Origin of the sequence: Candidatus Thiodiazotropha sp. CDECU1 (genome assembly GCF_963455295.1) — a bacterium.
Taxonomy (GTDB): Bacteria; Pseudomonadota; Gammaproteobacteria; order Chromatiales; family Chromatiaceae; genus Thiodiazotropha.
Window position 1 is genome coordinate 721,998 of sequence record NZ_OY734020.1, and the last position, 13,198, is coordinate 735,195.

13 protein-coding genes are annotated in these 13,198 nt (G+C 54.1%); 6 read left to right on the forward strand and 7 right to left on the reverse strand.

The genetic code is table 11. The annotated features are described in order from the left end of the window. Positions 1-44 precede the first annotated feature (44 nt). Complete coding sequence (locus R2K28_RS03325) at positions 45-1,115, reverse strand: GNAT family N-acetyltransferase (protein ID WP_316367981.1); 1,071 nt, start codon at positions 1,113-1,115, stop codon at positions 45-47. Between the two features lie 31 nt (positions 1,116-1,146). After that, complete coding sequence (gene metG / locus R2K28_RS03330) at positions 1,147-3,201, reverse strand: methionine--tRNA ligase (RefSeq protein WP_316367982.1); 2,055 nt, start codon at positions 3,199-3,201, stop codon at positions 1,147-1,149. A gap of 422 nt (positions 3,202-3,623) precedes the next feature. Here metG and R2K28_RS03335 point away from each other — a divergent pair, with 422 nt between their 5' ends. Next, positions 3,624-5,339 (forward strand): lysophospholipid acyltransferase family protein, encoded by a 1,716-nt coding sequence (locus R2K28_RS03335; protein ID WP_316367983.1) that lies wholly within the window; start codon positions 3,624-3,626, stop codon positions 5,337-5,339. A gap of 6 nt (positions 5,340-5,345) precedes the next feature. Here R2K28_RS03335 and R2K28_RS03340 read toward each other — a convergent pair whose 3' ends face one another. From R2K28_RS03340 to yaaA, 5 genes are all read right to left on the reverse strand, one after another. Then, the gene (locus R2K28_RS03340) at positions 5,346-5,837 is read right to left on the reverse strand and encodes a hypothetical protein (RefSeq protein ID WP_316367984.1); all 492 of its coding nucleotides are present in this window, start codon (positions 5,835-5,837) and stop codon (positions 5,346-5,348) included. A gap of 148 nt (positions 5,838-5,985) precedes the next feature. After that, a complete protein-coding gene (locus tag R2K28_RS03345; protein WP_316367985.1) occupies positions 5,986-6,786 on the reverse strand; it encodes an undecaprenyl-diphosphate phosphatase in 801 nt (266 codons plus the stop codon). Positions 6,787-6,805: 19 nt separating this feature from the next. Continuing rightward, positions 6,806-7,807, reverse strand: a complete 1,002-nt coding sequence (gene galE / locus R2K28_RS03350; protein ID WP_316367986.1) for a UDP-glucose 4-epimerase GalE — start codon at positions 7,805-7,807, stop codon at positions 6,806-6,808. A 154-nt stretch (positions 7,808-7,961) separates the two neighbouring features. Continuing rightward, positions 7,962-8,741: a TatD family hydrolase gene (locus tag R2K28_RS03355; RefSeq protein ID WP_316367987.1), complete on the reverse strand. Its 780-nt coding sequence runs from the start codon at positions 8,739-8,741 to the stop codon at positions 7,962-7,964. Then, positions 8,720-9,487, reverse strand: a complete 768-nt coding sequence (yaaA, locus tag R2K28_RS03360) for a peroxide stress protein YaaA (RefSeq protein ID WP_316367988.1) — start codon at positions 9,485-9,487, stop codon at positions 8,720-8,722. Before yaaA ends, R2K28_RS03355 begins: the two co-directional genes overlap by 22 nt. 220 nt (positions 9,488-9,707) lie before the next feature. Here yaaA and R2K28_RS03365 point away from each other — a divergent pair, with 220 nt between their 5' ends. From R2K28_RS03365 to R2K28_RS03385, 5 genes are all read left to right on the forward strand, one after another. Next, a complete protein-coding gene (locus tag R2K28_RS03365) occupies positions 9,708-9,992 on the forward strand; it encodes a hypothetical protein (protein ID WP_316367989.1) in 285 nt (94 codons plus the stop codon). Between the two features lie 3 nt (positions 9,993-9,995). Further along, complete coding sequence (gene xthA, locus R2K28_RS03370; protein ID WP_316367990.1) at positions 9,996-10,811, forward strand: exodeoxyribonuclease III; 816 nt, start codon at positions 9,996-9,998, stop codon at positions 10,809-10,811. Positions 10,812-10,841: 30 nt separating this feature from the next. Beyond that, a complete protein-coding gene (locus R2K28_RS03375) occupies positions 10,842-11,594 on the forward strand; it encodes a Mut7-C RNAse domain-containing protein (RefSeq protein ID WP_316367991.1) in 753 nt (250 codons plus the stop codon). Between the two features lie 13 nt (positions 11,595-11,607). Further along, positions 11,608-12,150 (forward strand): hypothetical protein, encoded by a 543-nt coding sequence (locus R2K28_RS03380; protein ID WP_316367992.1) that lies wholly within the window; start codon positions 11,608-11,610, stop codon positions 12,148-12,150. Between the two features lie 127 nt (positions 12,151-12,277). Then, positions 12,278-13,180, forward strand: a complete 903-nt coding sequence (locus R2K28_RS03385; protein ID WP_316367994.1) for a hypothetical protein — start codon at positions 12,278-12,280, stop codon at positions 13,178-13,180. The last annotated feature ends 18 nt before the right edge of the window (positions 13,181-13,198 follow it).

The window sequence follows — 13,198 nt, forward strand, 5'->3', positions numbered from 1 at the left end:
GTGGAACAGGAGATGGGGCGCGCAAGGAAAACGCCTAAGCTGACCTATCTATGTAATTTGCCTTTAATCAGATGCGTAACCAGTTTGGTGAAATAGATAAACCCCTTAACGCTGACCGGGATAAACAGATAGGTGCCCAGTTGATGTTGTTTGATTGGCACCATAGACTGCCAACTCTCCTCACAGCCGAGAAATTCATATCGTTCCAGCTTTTGTTCAGCAGCATAGATGATGGTTTCCATGGCCATTTGAAAACCGGGTGACATTTTATGGAAACGCTCGTCATGCCCGATTTTTAGTATCCAGAGTGCTGAGGCATGCTGGATGGTCAAATACATGGCGGCATCATCTTCACCCACCGTCAAGAAGAAAATCCTTACCTTGGATATGGCTGACATGTCACGAGAGTAGTCCTGGAAAAAACGTTGCATTGATTTATTCGCCAACAGTGAACTGTTTTCCTTGCCTTTCCAGCTTGCGTGTTCCACTTTCATGAGTCTTTGATAGTGATGATCCAGATTGGACGTATCCGGATTGATCACTTCAATGTTTACTGTTCCGATTTTCTCCAGTTGCTTTCGAGTCCGCTTTAAATCGTTGCGACGGCTGGAAGACAACAGGGCCGATAACTCAGCGCGAACATCTGTTTCTTCGGTCAGATCAGGTTCAAAATAATTTGCTGGGGTGGAGTGGCGATAAAAGAACAGGCCTTTGTATCCTGGTACTTTATCAAAGGCCTGTCTTACCGCTGAATCCTGAGGCATGCGTATAAGACTTACTGGCATTCCCAACTGAATGACTTTGACGACAACCTGTCTTACTGCATCTGCACTCTCATACAGCCAGTTTGTGGGTTCATAGAGATTCTTGGCGCCAATTATCTCAAGGGTCGGTACGGCCTTATGACGACTTACCACTAACGGTGCAATCGCAATTACTGCATTGTCTTCTTCACAGATCGCAACAGCTATCTCTTCTTCAGGATGTAGTTCCATTGCAGCGTGGTAGAACCATTCAAACCTCAGCAATGGGCTCTGCATCTTATCCGCAAGTTGATTCCAGGCGTCCCGATAGGAAGGCAACTCCTGTTTGTTTGTTATCAACTTAACTGGCATTGTACTATCAGTTCAGGACTAATCTCGATCCCTACTTCACTCGCATTCCGGGCTGTGCACCCTCGTCGGGATTGAGGATGAACAGCTCCTTGCCACCGGGTCCGGCCGCCAGCACCATGCCTTCGGATATGCCAAAGCGCATCTTGCGCGGCGCCAGGTTGGCCACCATCACGGTGAGCTTGCCTTCCAGGTCTTCAGGCGCATAGGCCGACTTGATGCCGGCAAAGACGTTGCGGGTCTCGCCACCCAAATCCAGGGTCAGCTGCAGCAGCTTATCCGCCCCTTCCACATGCTCCGCCTTGGCGATACGGGCTATGCGCAGGTCGAGCTTGGCGAAGTCGTCGAACTGGATGGTGTCGGCGATGGGATCCCTGGCCAAGGGTGAATCGGCCGCCGGTTTGGCCGGCTTGTCCGGTGCCTGTGCCGCCAGATCCTCTTTGGAATGCTCCAGCATGGCCTCGATATGCTTGGGGTCTACCCGGGTCATCAGCGGTTTGAATTTGCTGATGGTATGGCCGGTCAGCGGGGTGGTCAGTTGATCCCAGGACAGGGGTTCGATCTGCAAGAAGGCCTCCGCCATCTCGGCGGTGCCTGGCAGGATCGGGCGCAGGTAGCCGATCAGCAAGCGGAAGAGGTTGAGGCCGTCGCTGCAGATGGCCTGCAGTTCGGCCTCCTTGTCTTCTTCCTTGGCTACCACCCAGGGTTTCTGTTCATCGATGTACTGATTGGCGCGGTCGGCCAAGGCCATGATCTCGCGTACGGCGCGGCTGAACTCCCGCTTCTCGTAGTGTACGGCAATGGTTTCGCCGGTAGCGACAAACTCGTTGAACAGAGTCTGCTCGCTGACCTGGTCTGCCAGCTTGCCGCCGAAGCGTTTGCTGATGAAACCGGCGCAGCGGCTGGCGATGTTGACCACCTTGCCCACCAGGTCACTGTTGACCCGCTGGGCGAAGTCCTCCAGGTTGAGGTCGATGTCATCCACACCTGATCCCAGCTTGGCGGCAAAGTAGTAGCGCAGGTATTCCGGATTGAGATGATCCAGGTAGGTGCGCGCCTTGATGAAGGTACCCCGGGACTTGGACATCTTGGCCCCGTCCACGGTGAGAAAGCCGTGGGCATAGACTGCGCTGGGGGTGCGGAAGCCCGCACCGTGCAGCATCGCCGGCCAGAACAGGGTGTGGAAGTAGATGATGTCCTTGCCGATGAAGTGGTAGAGCTCGGTATCGCTCCCCTTTGCCCAGTACTCGTCGAAGTCGAGTCCCTCGGTCCTGTCGCAGAGGTTGCGGAAACTGGCCATATAACCGATGGGGGCGTCGAGCCAGACGTAGAAGTACTTGCCCGGATGGTCGGGGATCTCGAACCCGAAGTAGGGGGCATCCCGGGAGATGTCCCACTCCTGCAGGCCTGCCTCGAACCACTCGTCCAGTTTGTTGGAGACCTCGTTCTGCACATGGCCGCCGCCGGTCCACTCCTTGAGCATGGTTTCGAAGTCGGCCAGCTTGAAGAAGTAGTGGTCTGACTCACGCTGTTCGGGTACCGCACCGGAGATGGCGGAGACCGGGTTGATCAGCTCTGCCGGTGAGTAGCTGGAGCCACATACCTCGCAGTTATCGCCATACTGATCGTCGGCACCGCACTTGGGATTGGGACAGGTGCCCTTGATAAAGCGGTCGGGCAGGAACATGTGTTCTACCGGATCGTAAGCCTGGGTGATGGTGCGCTTGGCGATATGGCCGGCGTCACGATTGCGTTCGTAGATGGTGTTGGCGCAGACCTGGTTCTCCGGTGAGTGGGTGGAGTGGTAGTTGTCGAAGCCGACGCGGAAATCGGCGAAGTCGGCCTGGTGCTCTTGCGCCACCCGGGCAATCAGGGTTTCAGGTTCGATCCCCTCCTGGCGGGCGCGCAGCATGATCGGCGTGCCGTGGGCGTCGTCGGCGCAGACATAGAGGCATTGGTGCCCACGCATCTTCTGGAAGCGTGACCAGATATCGGTCTGGATATACTCCACCAGGTGGCCGATATGGATCGGCCCATTGGCGTAGGGCAGGGCGCTGGTGATCAGGATCTTGCGGGGTGACTGGCTCATCTTTAGGTTCCAACCTGTCTGCTGGTCAGCGGAAAACCGAGAATTATCGCACAACAGCCCGGTAAATAAACGTTCGCGGGTGGAAAAGGAGATTAAAAAATGAGAAGTCCGCAAATGAACGCAAATGGTATTTAAATGCGTAGGGTGCGGCTTGCCGCACCGTTGAACATTCTAGATAGGCCTTTGCGATGCTGAAAAGTACCTGATGGTGCGGCTAGCCGCACCCTACGCTGAGATCAATATTTGCATTAATTAGCGGAAGGCTATATTCCGATCAAACCTTACCTGATTGAGCTGGTGTGCTGGGTAGCATTTGTCATGGAATTATCACTTGGCTGCAGTCAATTGCTCATCTGGCTGCAAATCCACCGTCATCCCGGTTGGTTATGCTTCCGACATTTTCAGGTTTAGGAGGCGCAGCAGTGCTGAATGTCGAGCAGGTATTAATCGAGCGTTTCCCCGGCTTTTTCGACAACAAGCCACAACTCTTGGCCAAGCCGATGCTGACCCTGTTACGGATGTTGTTCCATGAGCGGGAGATCAACCGCTTTCTGGAAGTGAATCAGGGTTTACGGGGACTCGATTTTATCGAGAAAGTGCTGGAGTACTTCGATCTCGACTATCTGGTCTCGAACCGGGACATGGAGAATATTCCCCCCAGCGGCCGCGTGGTGGTGGTGGCGAATCATCCCTTGGGAGCCCTCGACGCCCTCAGCCTGATCCTGATGATCAGCCGGGTGCGTTCCGATATACGGGTGGTGGCCAACGATCTGCTCTCTGCCCTTGAGCCGTTGGGTGATCTGCTGCTGCCGGTGGATAATATGGGTGGCGGATCCAGTCGCAAGGGAATCAAACAGGTCTATGAGGCCCTGGATCGGGAAGAGCTGGTAATCATCTTTCCTGCCGGGGAGGTCTCCAGGCTGCGTCCCAACGGGGTGCGCGACGTACGCTGGAAAAACGGTTTTATTCAGTTTATCCGCCGCAGCGAAGCCCCCATGCTGCCGATTTTCATCGATGCCAAGAACTCCCCCCTGTTCTATGCCGTCTCCCTGCTCTACAAACCGATCGCTGCCCTGCTGTTGGTGGGCGAGATGTTCCGCCAGCGTTCCAATACCATTGGTTTCCGCATCGGTGAACTGGTGCCGGCAGACCATCTCAATGTGGATGGTATCCGCCCCAAGGCGCGGGTGCGCATGGTGCGCAAACACTTCTATCGGGTGGCCCAGCGCAAACCGGGTATCTTCACCACGGAGCGCAGTATTGCCCATCCGGAATCGCGCCAGGCCTTGAAAAAGGAGCTCTCCAAAGGGCGCTTGTTGGGTGAGACCCGGGATGGCAAACAGATCATTCTCATGGAGTGGGAACTTGGCTCCGCCTTGATACGTGAAATAGGTCGCCTGCGGGAGTTGAGTTTTCGCAAGGTAGGCGAGGGCACGGGCAGGCGTCGTGATATCGACAAGTATGATGCCTACTATCGACATCTGGTGCTGTGGGATGACAATGACCTGGAGGTGGTCGGGTCATACCGCATAGGTGAGGTGGGGCCAATCATCAACGAGCAGGGAATGAAGGGGCTCTACACCACATCACTGTTCGATTTTGACGAGGCCTTCCGTCCCTATGCAGAACAGGCGATAGAGCTGGGGCGGAGTTTTGTTCAGCCCCGCTATTGGGGATCACGGGCATTGGATTATCTTTGGCAAGGCCTGGGGAGCTATCTGTGTCACCACCCGGAGATACACTATATGTTCGGGCCGGTGAGTATCAGTGCACGCTATCCCAAGGCTGCCCGTGATCTGATGGTGGTATTCTACAAACACTACTATGGCTGCCAGCGTCGCCTGGGTGAGTCCAAAATTCCCTATCAGCTGGATAGGGCAAGCCAGGAGGAGTTCTCGAGACAATTCAGTGGAGATGATTTGGAAGGGGATCTGAAGGAGCTGAAAAACCAACTGGCCCTGTACAACATCACCATTCCAACCCTGTTCAAACAGTACACAGATCTGTGTGAATCAGGCGGTGTCTGTTTTCTCGATTTCGGCAAGGATCCCGATTTCGCCGGTTGTACGGATGGCATGATCCTGGTCTCCGTGGATAAGGTGAAACCCGCCAAACGCAAACGTTATATTGGGATTTGAGGACAGCTACAGCAGGCGTATCCGATGCGCCTCCGTAGTGCAATCAAAAGTGGTGCATGCCTCGATGATGATATAGGCATCCATGGGTAAGCTGTCGACGATCTCATCAACGTCGTATTGGGTTGTGTCATCCTCGTCACCGCAGAACATCACCAGGTCATTGGTGAAATAGCACTCCTCGTCATTGCGGGTATCGTGATCGCATGATCCGAAGGCGTCACAATCGACGAATCCGAACAGAATGTCATTGGATGTGTCGAGATTACTGTTAACACTGAGAAAAAAATTGGCTGTATAGCCGAAAGCGCCGTTATCGTCCACTTTCCAGATCAGGTCGAATCTGCCGTCGTTGATGGCTGGATCGATAGGGGCGCGGCCGTCCTCCAGGTCGTCCACGGAGACACTAACGTCAAATTCATTGATGTCGATCTCATTGTCACTACCGCAGCTCACGATAATCAGGCTTAACAAGGTTGTCAGGAGAAAATTCTTAATCATATTGAACCCTACTTCCATGCTCAGGTGGTGTTGTACTAGCTATCCAGATTGAGTTTGAGGATGTGACAATCTCTCTATCAAGAATAGTCGATTATAGAATAAGGTTGCCGGGTTCACTAGCTGTCGCGCCCATCACCCTGGTGCTGAATCAGACCAGGAACAGCAAGATCAGACCACCTAGGATCAAACGGTAGATAACAAAGGGTAACATGCCCATTGTTTCGATAAAGCGAAGGAAGTAGTGGATGCAGAGATAGGCAGTGATGAAGGCGAGCCCTGTCCCCAGGCTGAGGGAGAGCCAATCTGTGGGTGTGTCGCTGCTGATCAGATCCAGGGTCAACAGTCCGCCGGACATCAGAATGGTTGGTATCGAGATCAGAAAGGAGAAGCGGGACGCGGCCTTGCGCGTCAGCCCGAGAAACAGTCCGCCGGTTATGGTGGCGCCGGAGCGGGAGGTGCCGGGTATGATGGCCAGGGCCTGAAACAGGCCGATCACCAATGCATCTTTGTAGCGGATTGCATATTCATCCCGCTGACGCTTGCCGGTGCGATCGGCGAGAAGTAACAGTAAGCCGAAACCGATGGTGGTGATGGCGATCACCAGGGGGGAGCGCAAATCGGTCTCCACCAGGGATTTCATGAGTATGCCGAACACGCCGACTGGCAGGGTGGCGATGATGATCATCCAGCCCAGGTGCGATTCTCTGGAACGGGCTGCGGGGTTGAACCAGGAACGGAAGAAATCACTGCTTATGCTGATAATCTCGTGACGGAAATAGCCGACCACCGCCGCCAGCGTGCCCAGGTGCACGGCTACATCGAAGGCCAGGCCCTGATCCTCGTAACCGGTTACCACGGGTGCCAGGATCAGGTGTGCTGAGCTTGAAATGGGCAGAAATTCGGTCAATCCCTGCAGCGTGGCAAGGAGAAGGATTTGCAGCAGTTCCATGGTCAGTGATAGCGCGTTGTCAGCTATTGGACCAGGGTGAATCCAGTTGCTTCTTCTCCCAGGCGAGGGATGAACTGGCAATAACCGACAGGTCATCGTAGCGGGGCATCCAGCCCAGCACTTCACGTACCTTATCCGCACCGGCGACTAATTCCGGAGGATCACCCGCACGTCGTTCCGCCTCAATGATATTCAGTGCTGCGCCGTTGGCATCCTCTACAGACTTGAGTAACTCTCGCACGGAGTAACCATGGCCGTATCCGCAGTTCAGGGTGGTCGATTCCCCCCCTTTGCGCAGGTAGGCAAGGGCCTTTACATGGGCGTCGGCCAGGTCTTCCACATGAATGTAATCGCGTACCCCGGTGCCGTCTTTGGTGGGGTAGTCGGTGCCGAAGATATACACCGCTTCACGTTTCCCCACCGCGGCTTCGCAGGCCACCTTGGTCAATAGTGTCGCCTTAGGTGTCGACTGGCCGATGCGGCTTTCAAGATCGCAACCTGCAACATTGAAATAGCGTAATGCCACATAGCGCATGTCACTGGCAGCCGCTAGATCTCGCAGCATCATTTCCGACATCAGCTTGGAGGTGCCGTAGGGATTGATTGGATTGGTGGGGGCCTCTTCATAGGCAACACCCGACTCGGGTGTGCCATATACGGCTGCAGTGGATGAAAAAACGAAATTTTTCACCCCGGCCTCGGCACAGCAGGCCAGGAGGTTTCTGGTATTACAGGTATTGTTGGCGTAGTACTTGAGAGGATTCTCCACCGATTCCGGTACGATGGTGTGGGCAGCGAAATGGAGTACGGTATCGATATCGTAGTCTTTCAATATACGGCTCACCAACTCCGGGTCGCCGGTATTGCCTTCGACAAGCTCGCCATGAAGTACGGCTTGACGAAACCCGGTGGATAGATTGTCCAGGGTAACCAGCTTCTCGCCGGCCTCGCCTAACTGACGGGCTGTGTGGCTGCCGATATAGCCAGCACCGCCGGTAACGAGAATCCCTTTGTGAGACATACCTTGCCCTCCTTCTTTCGATCATATGGTCATCTATAGATTGAGGCACATGATAGCGGGGGTTTGGGCTGGAGTCATTTTTTGTCTGGTAGTTATACGTTGCGGCAAGCCGCACCAGGCACAACAGTGTGCACTGGATTAGTGTTAACAGGTCCTAAGAGTCAATTCTAAAAAGCCGCCGAGTATTGTCTGCGGTTTGTTCTGCAATCTGTTCCGGTGGCTGCTGTCGCAGCCGGGCAACTGCAGCGAGCACTTCAGGCAGATAGGCCGGCTCATTGCGTTGGCCTCGATGTTGGCTCCCGGGTTGGTCGGGTGAATCCGTTTCCAGCAGGATAGCGTCCAGTGGCAGCGATCTGATCAGGCGATGCAGACGTTTCGCCCGGTCATAGGTGATCGGGCCACCGAAACTCAGATAGAATCCCATCTCGATCAGCTGCTGTGCCTGCTGTTCACTGCCGGAAAAGCTGTGCAGCATACCTTGTATTCCAGGATAGCGGCGCAGGGTCTTGATCACCTCTTCCACCGATCTTCGTGCATGGATGATGACCGGTAATCCCTGTTCTGCAGCGATCTTCAGCTGCTGTTCAAAATAGTAGTGCTGCAGTTCCGGTTGCGGATCATCGATAAAAAAGTCAAGGCCGCATTCGCCGATGGCTACCGGCTGCTCTTTTTCGCACCATTCCCTTAGCGCCGCCAGGTGTTCCTCGAGGTGATCGGAGATAAACATCGGATGCAGGCCATAACTTGGATAGAGGCCGCTGGTCTGTTGGCAGAGTTGTTTTATCCTGGGCCACCAGGCCGTCTTGATTGCGGGGATGATCTGTTCAAGCACGCCCGCTTGATGTGCCCGTTGCAGTGCCTGCTCGCGGTCAGGCTCGAAGCTGACATCATCAAAATGGCTGTGTGCATCGATCAGCCGCGGGTGAATACCCATTGATCTTCCTTCGAGAGTCGCTTGTTGTAACGGTAGCCATCCTTCTTGAAGCCCTGTATATCCTTAGGGTCCTGCAGTTGGTTGTCGATGATGTAGCGGCTCATTTCACCACGGGCCCGCTTGGCAAAGACACCGATCATGCGATAGCTGCCGTTCTTTTTCTCTTTAAACTGCGGGGTGATGATCCGGCCCTTGATAGATTTCGGCTTGATCGCTTTGAAATACTCATTGGAGGCAAGATTTACCAGGACCTCATCGCCCTGGGCCTTGAGGTCTTTATTGAGTGCCTGGGTAATCTGTTCTCCCCAGAAGGCATACAGATCCTTGCCTCGCTCATTGGCCAGCTTGGTCCCCATCTCCAGGCGGTAGGGCTGCATCAGATCGAGGGGTCTTAAGACACCATATAATCCGGAGAGGATACGCAAGTGCTGCTGGGCAAAGTTGAATCCCGCCTCGTCCAGGGTTTCCGCATCCAGCCCGGCATAGACATCCCCTTTCATCGCCAGGGCGGCCTGTTTCGCATTCTTCAGAGTAAAAGGAGTCTTCCAATTATGGAAACGATCGAAATTGAGTTCAGACAGCTTCATGCTCAGCTTCATCAGTTCTGCCAGATCCAAGGCCGAGTAGTCGCGCAGGTTGTTGACCAATTGCCGCGACTGTTTCAGGAAGGCGGGTTTGCTATGGGTTGTGGTAACCGGAGGTGTCTCGTAATCGAGGGTCTTGGCGGGGGAGATCGTAATCAACATCTAACTCTACTACCTGGATCATGGTCAATGTCTCAATGATCGCCAGAGTGAGGTTCAAATACAACCGTAACGTGCCCAGGGGAAAAGCCGCGAATAGGCTAGGCTAGCGCTGCCTTGATCGGACCCCGGGCAGGCTATGGGCCTATCGCTCCAGCCGGCTAGAGACGATATTGATCCCATGTTAGGCTTGCCTCCTGTTGCAAACAAGACGCCATGCCAGATGAGTGAGGATATATTTCAACGACTGTTGCAGGTGATTCAGGATCTGTATGCGGAAACCGCATCATTAACAGAAAATGATAGTGAACTGCAGCTCTGGTACAACCGGGGTTATGCGGATGGCATGGTCGAGGCGATGCGCGCAGCGGGATTCGGGCCCCAGCTGGCTGCCGCTGGTGTGGCTACTGATAAATCATTGATTAGCGGTCAGGAGTTTCTGCCTTGGGGAAAGGCCTATCGGCATGGATTTGAAATGGGTGAAAAAGAGACTGGTGAGGTCCTATAGCTTATGAAAGTCGTATCATTCAATACCAACGGGATTCGTGCACGTGAGCATCAACTGAGCCAGCTCAAGGCTGTCTATGATCCGGATATCATCGGTATCCAGGAGTCCAAGGTGCAGGATGCGGATTTTCCGCTTTCCATGATCGACAAGCTTGGCTATAAGGCTGGATTCCATGGTCAAAAGACCCACTATGGCGTGGCCCTGCTATCCAAGGCGGAGCCGATCGACATCGCCAAAGGCTTTCCCCATGATAGGGAGGACGCCCAGCGCAGATTGATTGTCGGCCGTTACGACTCACCCAAGGGTCAACCCGTGACTGTCATCAATGGCTACTTTCCCCAGGGGGAGAGCCGTTCTCACGAGGTCAAGTTTCCTGCCAAACGTCGCTTCTATGCCGATCTGCTCGACTATCTGAATGAGGCACATGATCCGAATGAGGCACTATTGCTGATCGGTGATATGAATGTGGCGCCCCTGGATAGGGACATCGGAATAGGTGAGGATAATGCCAAGCGATGGTTGAAGACGGGTAAGTGCAGTTTCCTCCCGGAGGAGCGTGAATGGCTCAAGGCATTGCATTCTTGGGGTCTGCATGACAGCTTCCGTACCCTGAAGCCTGATGTGAGTGACCTTTTCAGCTGGTTTGATTACCGCAGCCGGGGGTTCGAGCGGGAACCCAAAAGAGGGCTTCGCATCGACCTGGTGTTGGCCACGACGCCGCTGATCGAATGCTGTACCGATGTGGGTATCGCCTACGATATCAGGTCGATGGAGAAACCCTCCGATCACTGCCCCATCTGGGCCGATTTCGATTATTGATTCCTGGGTCCCCGGATTCAGGTGAGAGCCATGCCAGAGGTCAGTCTGCGGTTCTATGAAGAGCTGAACGATTTCCTGCCACAGGCTTTGCGCAAGCGCAGCTTTACCTGCAGTTATACCCCGAAGCAACCTATCAAGCAGCTAATCGAAAATCATGGTGTGCCCCATACTGAAGTTGAGGTGATACTCGTGAATGGCGAATCCGTGGCTTTTGATTATCTCCTGCAGCCGGGTGACCGTATCAGCGTCTATCCTGTATTTGAGTCGATGGATGTCACTCCACTGCTGCGCCTGCGACCCAAACCCCTGCGTGCACTGCGTTTCATTGCCGATGCTCACCTGGGGAAACTGGCACGATACCTACGTCTTTTGGGTTTCGATTGTCTGTTTTTCAATGACGCCGGTGACAGCGAACTGGCGCGTAATTCAGTCGCGCAGAGGCGGGTGCTGTTGACCCGTGATCGAGGCCTGCTGATGCATCGTGTCATCACCCATGGCTGTTTTGTGCATGCAACCGAGCCCAAACGGCAGTTGCTGGAGATTGTGAAGCGGCTGCAACTGGAAGGGGTGTACAATCCCTTTAGCCGCTGCATGGAGTGCAATGGTCAATTAGCGGCAGTGGAAAAAAAACGGATCGAGGAACAGCTGCCACCGCGAGTCCGTGAACACCATTCTGACTTTTGGCGTTGTGATGCGTGCGGACGAATCTACTGGAAGGGGAGTCACTACCGTGAAATGCGGTCTTTCATCGACTCCCTGGTCCCGTCTGAAACAAAACAGTAGGGAGATGATGGTGATGCCACAATGGATGATAGTGATCTTACTCAGCCTCACTAGCATGGTTCTTGCTGCCGAGGAGAGTAGCGATGGCTGCCTGAAACGGGTGTTTGGGCACTACTGCCTGGGGGGGAGCATGGCCCAGCTGTTACAGCAGCGTCCAGCCAAGATGGACCCTATCGTTAACGGTGATCGCAGCGGCATCATCTATACCAAGGGTCGTGAGCGGATCTATGTGATGGCCTATCAAGGCAGGATATACAAGGTACTGCAGACCTATGAACCCTCGAGTCAGGTCACCCTGCAAAGGCTTCAGCGCACCCTGGGTAAAAAGTACGGCAATCCTCAGGATATGAGCCATCTGCCGAATTATGTGCGCAACATGGCGGGAAAAATCGGTGCCGTGCGCAGGGGTGAAGGCGAACTGAGGTATCGTTGGCAGCTACCCGGTTCACCCTGGCGGGTCGAGTTGGGTTGGACCCGCAAACTGGGAATATCCCTCGCCTATCTCGTAAATGGGTTGGACCAGCAGCAGCGTGAGGCCGACGAAAGCAGTCTTTGAGCCTGACCCAATTGTGATGTCATGCATAAAATGACGATTCGCTTTGATCAATATTCGGGCACTGCATCTTAATACCATATATAATGAGTGGGAATTATTTTGGAGAGATGATAAAGGGTTTATTTTCATGAATAACTTATCTATTCGTTTGATTTGCCTGCTTTTTTCAGTGCTGCTACTACAGGGATGCGGCGGTGGTGGTGGCGGTAGTGACGGATCCGGTTCGTCGAGCACCACTACCTATACGGGCTCCACTGCAGAAGCCACAATCGATGCAACCAATGCCAAGGATCTTGCCACAGGAGCGGCTTCGGGCACCCAACAGGCGGTAGCTTCCGATGCCCTATCCGGCGTTGCAATGCGTCCACAGGCCTCAGCCACTTCCAAGCTTATGGAGATGGCCCCAAGGATAGCCCAGTGGATAGGTCAACTGGAGAGTTCCACTGCCGCCCGAACCACCGACTTGTCAGGGGATATATGCGATGCCGGCGGCAGTGCTATCGCGGATACCAATGACGCTGAGACCGAAGGCAGCATAACCTTCACCAACTGTGGCATGAGTGATTTGGAGGGTGGCACCCTGGTGGTCAATGGTCCGGTGACATTCAACGCCAGTAGCAGTGCCGATAGTCTGCATATGGTATTCCGGGTGACGGTCTCCTATATCGGTGAATCACATGCGATCAACATGACCCTTGCCTGCAGCAATATAACGACCCCCTCCATCTCCTGCAGCATCACCTCGGATTTCGCAGGTATAGACGACAGGATCTATCGTATTGAAGATCTTTCGGTAAGCGGGAACGATGTCTCGGGTTACTATGTCGACATGACCTTTTATGATCCGGATCATGGACGGGTGGATGTGACCACCAGCCAGGCGCTCACCTACAATTGCACGGAAGCAGTCCCCGGTACCGGCATGCTTACCCTGTATGGAGGGAGTGGTACCTTCGCCACGGCCAGTTTCGACAGCTGTAGTGCGTATACAATCACTGTTGATGGTGTGGGTACAACCTATAACTGGTGAGTCTGTGTCAATAGTCTG

What these genes read in the sequence shown, in the direction of transcription:
- R2K28_RS03325 (WP_316367981.1), bottom strand. Translation starts at nt 1,115, where the DNA reads ATGCCAGTTAAGTTGATAACAAACAAACAGGAGTTGCCTTCCTATCGG.
- metG (WP_316367982.1), bottom strand. Translation starts at nt 3,201, where the DNA reads ATGAGCCAGTCACCCCGCAAGATCCTGATCACCAGCGCCCTGCCCTAC.
- R2K28_RS03340 (WP_316367984.1), bottom strand. Translation starts at nt 5,837, where the DNA reads ATGATTAAGAATTTTCTCCTGACAACCTTGTTAAGCCTGATTATCGTG.
- R2K28_RS03345 (WP_316367985.1), bottom strand. Translation starts at nt 6,786, where the DNA reads ATGGAACTGCTGCAAATCCTTCTCCTTGCCACGCTGCAGGGATTGACC.
- galE (WP_316367986.1), bottom strand. Translation starts at nt 7,807, where the DNA reads ATGTCTCACAAAGGGATTCTCGTTACCGGCGGTGCTGGCTATATCGGC.
- R2K28_RS03355 (WP_316367987.1), bottom strand. Translation starts at nt 8,741, where the DNA reads ATGGGTATTCACCCGCGGCTGATCGATGCACACAGCCATTTTGATGAT.
- yaaA (WP_316367988.1), bottom strand. Translation starts at nt 9,487, where the DNA reads ATGTTGATTACGATCTCCCCCGCCAAGACCCTCGATTACGAGACACCT.
- R2K28_RS03365 (WP_316367989.1), top strand. Translation starts at nt 9,708, where the DNA reads ATGAGTGAGGATATATTTCAACGACTGTTGCAGGTGATTCAGGATCTG.
- xthA (WP_316367990.1), top strand. Translation starts at nt 9,996, where the DNA reads ATGAAAGTCGTATCATTCAATACCAACGGGATTCGTGCACGTGAGCAT.
- R2K28_RS03375 (WP_316367991.1), top strand. Translation starts at nt 10,842, where the DNA reads ATGCCAGAGGTCAGTCTGCGGTTCTATGAAGAGCTGAACGATTTCCTG.
- R2K28_RS03380 (WP_316367992.1), top strand. Translation starts at nt 11,608, where the DNA reads ATGCCACAATGGATGATAGTGATCTTACTCAGCCTCACTAGCATGGTT.
- R2K28_RS03385 (WP_316367994.1), top strand. Translation starts at nt 12,278, where the DNA reads ATGAATAACTTATCTATTCGTTTGATTTGCCTGCTTTTTTCAGTGCTG.